Source organism: Rhodoferax sp. RT4P68 (assembly GCF_056521305.1).
Genome location: NZ_JBWMBB010000006.1, coordinates 423,659 through 429,658, shown reverse-complemented (window position 1 = coordinate 429,658; position 6,000 = coordinate 423,659). Strand labels below are relative to the sequence as shown.

At 64.0% G+C, this 6,000-nt stretch carries 7 protein-coding genes; 6 read left to right on the top strand and 1 reads right to left on the bottom strand.

The window, feature by feature from the left end:
* Positions 1-253 precede the first annotated feature (253 nt).
* From AC099J_RS16215 to AC099J_RS16190, 6 genes are all read left to right on the top strand, one after another.
* A complete protein-coding gene (locus AC099J_RS16215) occupies positions 254-793 on the top strand; it encodes a CBS domain-containing protein (protein WP_479616294.1) in 540 nt (179 codons plus the stop codon).
* A gap of 41 nt (positions 794-834) precedes the next feature.
* Positions 835-1,197 carry a succinate dehydrogenase, cytochrome b556 subunit gene (gene sdhC, locus AC099J_RS16210; RefSeq protein WP_479616293.1) on the top strand — a complete coding sequence of 121 codons (363 nt, stop codon included), beginning with the start codon at positions 835-837 and terminating at the stop codon, positions 1,195-1,197.
* A gap of 10 nt (positions 1,198-1,207) precedes the next feature.
* Positions 1,208-1,360, top strand: coding sequence for a hypothetical protein (locus tag AC099J_RS16205; protein ID WP_479616309.1), 153 nt, complete (start codon positions 1,208-1,210; stop codon positions 1,358-1,360).
* 306 nt (positions 1,361-1,666) lie between these two features.
* On the top strand, positions 1,667-1,927 hold the full coding sequence (locus tag AC099J_RS16200; protein WP_479616292.1) for a hypothetical protein: 261 nt from the start codon (positions 1,667-1,669) through the stop codon (positions 1,925-1,927).
* A 151-nt stretch (positions 1,928-2,078) separates the two neighbouring features.
* A complete protein-coding gene (locus AC099J_RS16195) occupies positions 2,079-2,312 on the top strand; it encodes a hypothetical protein (RefSeq protein WP_479616291.1) in 234 nt (77 codons plus the stop codon).
* A gap of 84 nt (positions 2,313-2,396) precedes the next feature.
* The gene (locus AC099J_RS16190; RefSeq protein WP_479616290.1) at positions 2,397-5,615 is read left to right on the top strand and encodes a beta-phosphoglucomutase family hydrolase; all 3,219 of its coding nucleotides are present in this window, start codon (positions 2,397-2,399) and stop codon (positions 5,613-5,615) included.
* A 229-nt stretch (positions 5,616-5,844) separates the two neighbouring features.
* Here AC099J_RS16190 and AC099J_RS16185 read toward each other — a convergent pair whose 3' ends face one another.
* A complete protein-coding gene (locus AC099J_RS16185) occupies positions 5,845-5,955 on the bottom strand; it encodes a transketolase-like TK C-terminal-containing protein (protein ID WP_479616289.1) in 111 nt (36 codons plus the stop codon).
* Positions 5,956-6,000: the final 45 nt, after the last annotated feature.

Below are 6,000 nucleotides of genomic sequence, written 5' to 3'. Positions count from 1 at the left end.
GGCCGTGACAGAAGCCAAGCTGCAAGGCATCTCGCCGTTCTGCCTGACGATCGATCGCCAGGCGGCAAGCTACCTGCCTGCCGTGTTCGGCCCGTACCACTACGCGTTGCTGGCCCGTCCCGAGTTGCTGCCAACGGCACTGCTCCAGTGGCTGCGTCGGCTTGCAGCCGGGTGAGATGGAGCAGACAAATCCTGCTCTTGTGTGCGGTGGCGGACAGTGAACAGCGCGCACAGACGCTATGGTGGCGCCGATATGGCAAACAGCCGCCTTGCCACACACCTGCAGCACGCGCATGACGGGCCAGGCCATCAACTGACGAACACACAGATCGATCGCCGGATGAACACCAAGCTCGTTGGCAGCATGGATGCCATGACCCGCTCGCGCCTGCGCATCGTGCGGTGGAACTCCCCGCTGATCGACACGGCGGCGCTGCTGTGCAGCACGCAGATCAGCCTGCTGGTGGTCTGTGACCGTACGGAGACCATGGTCGGCATCGTCACCAAGACGAACATCGTGCAGCAGCTCGGATGCGGGGAGGAATGGGTCAGAACCCGCCAGGCAAAGGACCTCATGGTGCGCGACGTCGTCACCTGCCATCGTGCCGACAGCTTGCCCGCCCTGTTGATGCACATGGCCGAGCGCGGCCTCGTGCACGTGCCCGTTCTGGATGATGACCGCAGGCCGGTGGGCGTCGTCAATGCGCGCGACGCACTGCGGGCGCTGTTGGCCGATGAGCACTACGAAGAAGCGCTGCTGCGCAGCTACGTCATGGGGGTCGGCTACCAATGAATCGCTTGACGGACCCATGCCGGGAGCCGCGCAAGGAATACATGAACGCGCCGCGCCGCCCCGCCTTCCTGAAGCCTTTGCAGATCCGCATGCCAGTCGGTCCCTGGACGTCCATTGCACCCCGCGTGTCAGGTTTGCTTCTCGCAGCCGGTGTTCCGGTCGGTTTCTATCTGCTGGGCCTGTCGCTCCAGGATGAGGTGGGACTCCAGCGCGTCCGGGGCATGCTGCAAACCTGGACGGGCAAGGCGCTGGCTGCACCGCTGGTCTGGGCGCTGGCGCACCATGTGCTCGCGGGCGTTCGCCATCTGCTGTCGGATGCAGGCATCGGCTCGCCGCTGCGTTCACCCGTCGTAGCGCCTGGCTGGTCAACACGGGTGGCCTCGTCATCGCGGCGTGCGCCATGATGCTGCTGCCATGAGGTTCAAGGCCACGGGTCTCGCGGCCTGGTGGGTGCAGCGCGCGAGCGCGGTCTACATGCTGCTGTTCGTATTGTTTGTGTTCGTGGGGCTGTGGCTGCGTCCACGCCCCTCGACGCGTACCGGCTGTTCCGGTGTCGCACCATCATGAACTGCGCCGAAGTGTGTCCCAAGGGGCTGGAGCCTCCGCATGCGATCGAGGACATCCGGTTGAAGATGACGGGCGTCAGGCTCCTGTCCGGCGGCCTTCAGACCCACCGGCCGGTCGTGCCGAGGTAAGAGGCAGCACGCCATGCGTTCCCGACCAACGCCAAACCAGAGATTGGCACGCCGTGTGAGCCAGCACCCGAGCCCTGCACCGACCCAGCTGCGCCGAGCCATCTCGCGCTGGGAGAACGAAGGTGGCGCCGCCCCGGATGCTTCAGCCGCATCGTCTGCCGGCAACGGGCAGACCAGCGTGTCGTTGACCAATGCGGAACTGGTTCAACTCCAGGTGCGGGTGATCGCACTAGAAAACCTGGTGACCGCGCTGCTCGCGGCCGCACCTGTCGGCACGCGCGCGTTGGTGGGTGAGCTTGCCGGCTGCATCCTGCCCCGGGCGGGCTGCACACCCCACCACCTGACCATCCATGCGTCCGCCCACATGATCCACCTTGCCCAGCGATCCGAGCTGTTCCGCAGCGAAGCGGCGCCAGTGGTCGGCCGCAAGCGTCGTTAGCAAGCGCGTTGGCGGGTGGGCCACCTTCTCTGTGACCCCTGACCCCATCACGTGCTGCGTGCGTTGCCGAACGGACCAGTGCAGCCGACAAGCACACCATGCACAGATGCCAAACACGTCTCACGCGCTTCCGCCAGCCCCTGCAGTGCCCTTGCAGGAACACACGGGCCACGCGACACGCAGCGCCCGTGTCACGGGCCCGGTGGTCTGCATCACCGGCAACGGTCGGCGCAAGGCTGTCCCGCTGGGGCCGTGTCTGATCGAGCAGAGCGGCGGTGAGCGCATCGACATCGTGTGGGGTGCTGCCGGCGAGCACTGCGCCGAGTTGCGACTGGAGGAGATGCAAGCGGCTGTAGAGCAGGGCCACCTGGTGCTGGTGGGGTGAGGCCTCTTGCACGCGGGGCACTTCGGCGCTGTGATCAAACAAGGACCTCACGAGGACGCACCGGCGCAGCCATCGGGAGCAGGGATGACTGATCCAGGTCGGGTGATCACGCTTTCTCCGCGGGACTATGACGCTGTTTTGTTTGACCTTGACGGCGTGTTGACGCGAACAGCCAGCGTGCATGCCTCGGCGTGGAAGAAGCTGTTCAACGGGTTCCTCCAACAGCGCGCGATCCAGCTTGGTGAGCCGTTCGTGGCCTTTGATATCGCTACGGACTACCCGCGGTACGTCGACGGGAAGCCACGCTATGACGGCGTGCATGATTTCCTCGCGTCGCGCGATATCAGATTGCCCTGGGGCGGTCCTGAAGACGGCCCTGATCTGCAAACTGTGCACGCGTTGGGGAAACGGAAAGACACGTACTTCAGGCAAGAGCTGGAAGAGCACGGCGTCGAACCCTATACGTCGGCGATTGAGCTCGTTCGCGCACTCAGAACGCAAGAGATCAAGACCGCCGTGGTGTCCTCCAGCAACAATTGCGCGGCAGTGCTTGATGCCGTAGGCATCGCGCAGCTATTCGACACGCGTGTGGACGGGATAGACATCACCCGCCTCCATCTCAACGGCAAGCCGGCGCCGGATGGCTTCCTGGAGGCAGCCCGGCGCCTCGGCATAGAACCCACGCGCGCGATCGTCGTGGAGGATGCTATCGCGGGCGTACAGGCCGCGCGCGCAGGGGGGTTCGGCTGCGTCATCGCCGTTGATCACCGCGAACAAGCTCAGGCGCTACGCGACGCCGGGGCCGATGTCGTGGTGACCGATCTGGCGCAAGTGGCGATCTTCATCGAACCACCTTCGGCCTGGTCACTTGTGTTTGAAGATTTCGATCCAGGGCACGAGGGCACCCGAGAAGCCTTGTGCACACTGGGAAACGGCTATTTCGCGACGCGCGGTTCAGCTTCCTGGGCACGCGCCGACGACGTTCACTATCCTGGAACCTATCTTGCCGGCGGCTATAACCGGTTGCGCACCGACATTGCGGGCCGCAGCGTGGAGAACGAGGATCTGGTGAACTTTCCTAACTGGCTCGCGCTCGGGGTGCGGATCGCGGAGCATGGCTGGTTCGACGCGCGCACCGTCAAGCTTTTGTCCTACCACCAGGAACTCGATCTGCGCCGCGGGCTGCTGCTGCGAACCGTCTGCTTTGAAGACAGCCAAGGACGGCGCAGCACGCTCAGGGAGCGGCGTCTGGTCTCGATGGGCGACATGCATCTCGGTGCGCTGGAGGTCTCGCTGACCGCCGACAACTGGTCCGCCCGTGTCACAGTGCGTTCGGCCATCGACGGGCGCACCGTCAATTCGGGCGCAACGCTCTATGGCAGGTTTAACAACAAGCACCTGGAGCCGCTGGACGGTGAACTTGTCGGCGAGGACGGCGCGTGCCTGCGGGTGCGCACCTGCCAGTCGCACATTGAGATTGCACAGACAGCGCGAACGCGGGCATTCGTCGATAGTCGCCTGCTTGAGGGCGGGCGCAGGCTAATCCAGGAGGCGGGCTACGTCGGTCAAGAGTTCGAGGTCGAGCTCAAGCAAGGCGAGACGCTGGTGGTGGAGAAGTTGGCGTCCTTCTACACCTCGCGCGACCACGCTGTTTCCGAGTGCGCGCTGGAGGGCCGCAAATCGATCGCACGCGCAGGGGGTTTTGATGCCGTGATGGCAGAGCATGTACTCGCGTGGAAGCATCTGTGGCGCCGCTTCGACATGCATGTCCAGCCGGCTGAACCCGGATTCAGCTCGGACGTTCCGATGCTGCTTCGCTTGAACATGTTTCACCTGCTGCAGGCCGTATCGCCCAGCTCCATCGGACTGGACATCGGTGTTCCCGCGCGCGGCTGGACCGGCGAGGCATACCAGGGCCACATCTTCTGGGATGAGCTGTTCATCTTTCCCATTTTCAACTTCCGAATGCCCGAGATCACGCGGTCGCTTCTGATGTACCGCTACCGGCGCCTAGGTGAGGCGCGCGCCGCAGCGGTGGCGGCCGGCTACAGCGGGGCGATGTTCCCCTGGCAGAGCGCAAGTGACGGCCAGGAGGAGACTCAGGTACTCAACCTCAACCCGCGCTCGCAGCGCTGGGTGCCCGACAACTCTTACCTGCAGCGCCACGTTGGCAGTGCCATTGCTTACAACGTCTGGCAGTATTTCCAGGTCACGTACGATGTCGAGTTCATGCATTCTTACGGTGCAGAGTTGATCCTCGACATTGCCCGCTTCTGGTCGAGCATTGCAAGCTTAGACAACGCGCGCGGTCGCTACGTGATCTGCGGCGTGATGGGCCCGGACGAGTTTCACGACGGCTATCCGGATTCTGCGGCGCCCGGCCTTGACAACAACGCCTACACCAACATCATGGCCGTCTGGGTGCTGTGCCGCGCGTTAGAGGTCCTCGATCTTCTTTCCGTAGCGCGGCGTGCCGAGCTTACGGCGCGGCTGGGCCTGTCGGTCCAGGAGGTCGCGCGCTGGGGCGACATCAGTCGCAGGATGTTCGTGCCACTGCACGACGGCATCATCAGCCAGTTTGAGGGCTACGAGAAACTGCGCGAGCTTGATTGGGATGACTACCGCGCCCGTTACACCAATATTCAGCGTCTCGACCTCATCCTCGAAGAGGAGAACGACAGCGCCAATCGCTATAAGCTGTCCAAGCAGCCCGACGTGCTCATGCTGTTTTACCTGTTTTCCGCCGAAGAACTGGGCGACCTGTTCAAGCGCCTCGAGTGTCCCTTCGACTACGACACCATTCCGCGCAACGTGGCCTATTACGCCAACCGCTCGTCGCTGGGCTCAACGCTGTCGCGCGTGGTGATGTGCTGGGTGCTGGCTCGTTCCGACCGGGCGCGTGCGATGGACTTCTTTGCGCAGGCGCTGCAGAGCGATGTTCTCGACATCCAGCAAGGCACCACGGCGGAGGGCGTGCACTTGGGCGCCATGGCGGGGTCAGTCGATTTGATGCAGCGCGTGTCCACGGGCATCGAAGCAAGGGGCGATGTTCTGCATTTCGCTCCGGAATTGCCACGCGAACTAAGGCGCCTCGATCTGCGGATACGCTACCGCGGGCATTCACTCGACCTGCGGCTAACGCGCGACTCGTTTGCGGTGCGTGGCCAGGACGGTACGGCAGCGCCGATTCTCTTGTGCGTCGACGGCCAAGTCCACAACTTCGTCAGCGGTACGACGCGCGTCTTTCGACTAAGGGGTCAGGATAGGGATGCCGACGTGGCCCCGGAAGGAACGCCCGAATGAAGAACAGTATCGTGCGAAACAGTCAGGAGGGAACACAGTCTCGGCTCAGGCGGAAGCTCGAGAACCGGCAGCGATCTTCTCCAGTTCAGCCTGCAACGCCGTCAACGGCCGCGTGGTGGGACCTTTGCGCGTCGGACCGAAATGCGGATGCTCTCGGTGGGATCGCCCGTTCGCGCCTGGCAAGCTGCTTCCGGGCTGCGGCCAGCACGTAGGCCGCGTCGAAGCGATCTCACCCCAGCGGCGCCGCCGCCTCGATCGACACGCGGTCCGTCACGGTTTCTGGCAGGACATGCTCTCGATAGGCTTCCTCCTGTTGCTCGCACATAGCCCAGGACGGCATGCGGACCCACAGCGCTGTTCGCCCAACAGGCCACGGCCCGAGGCG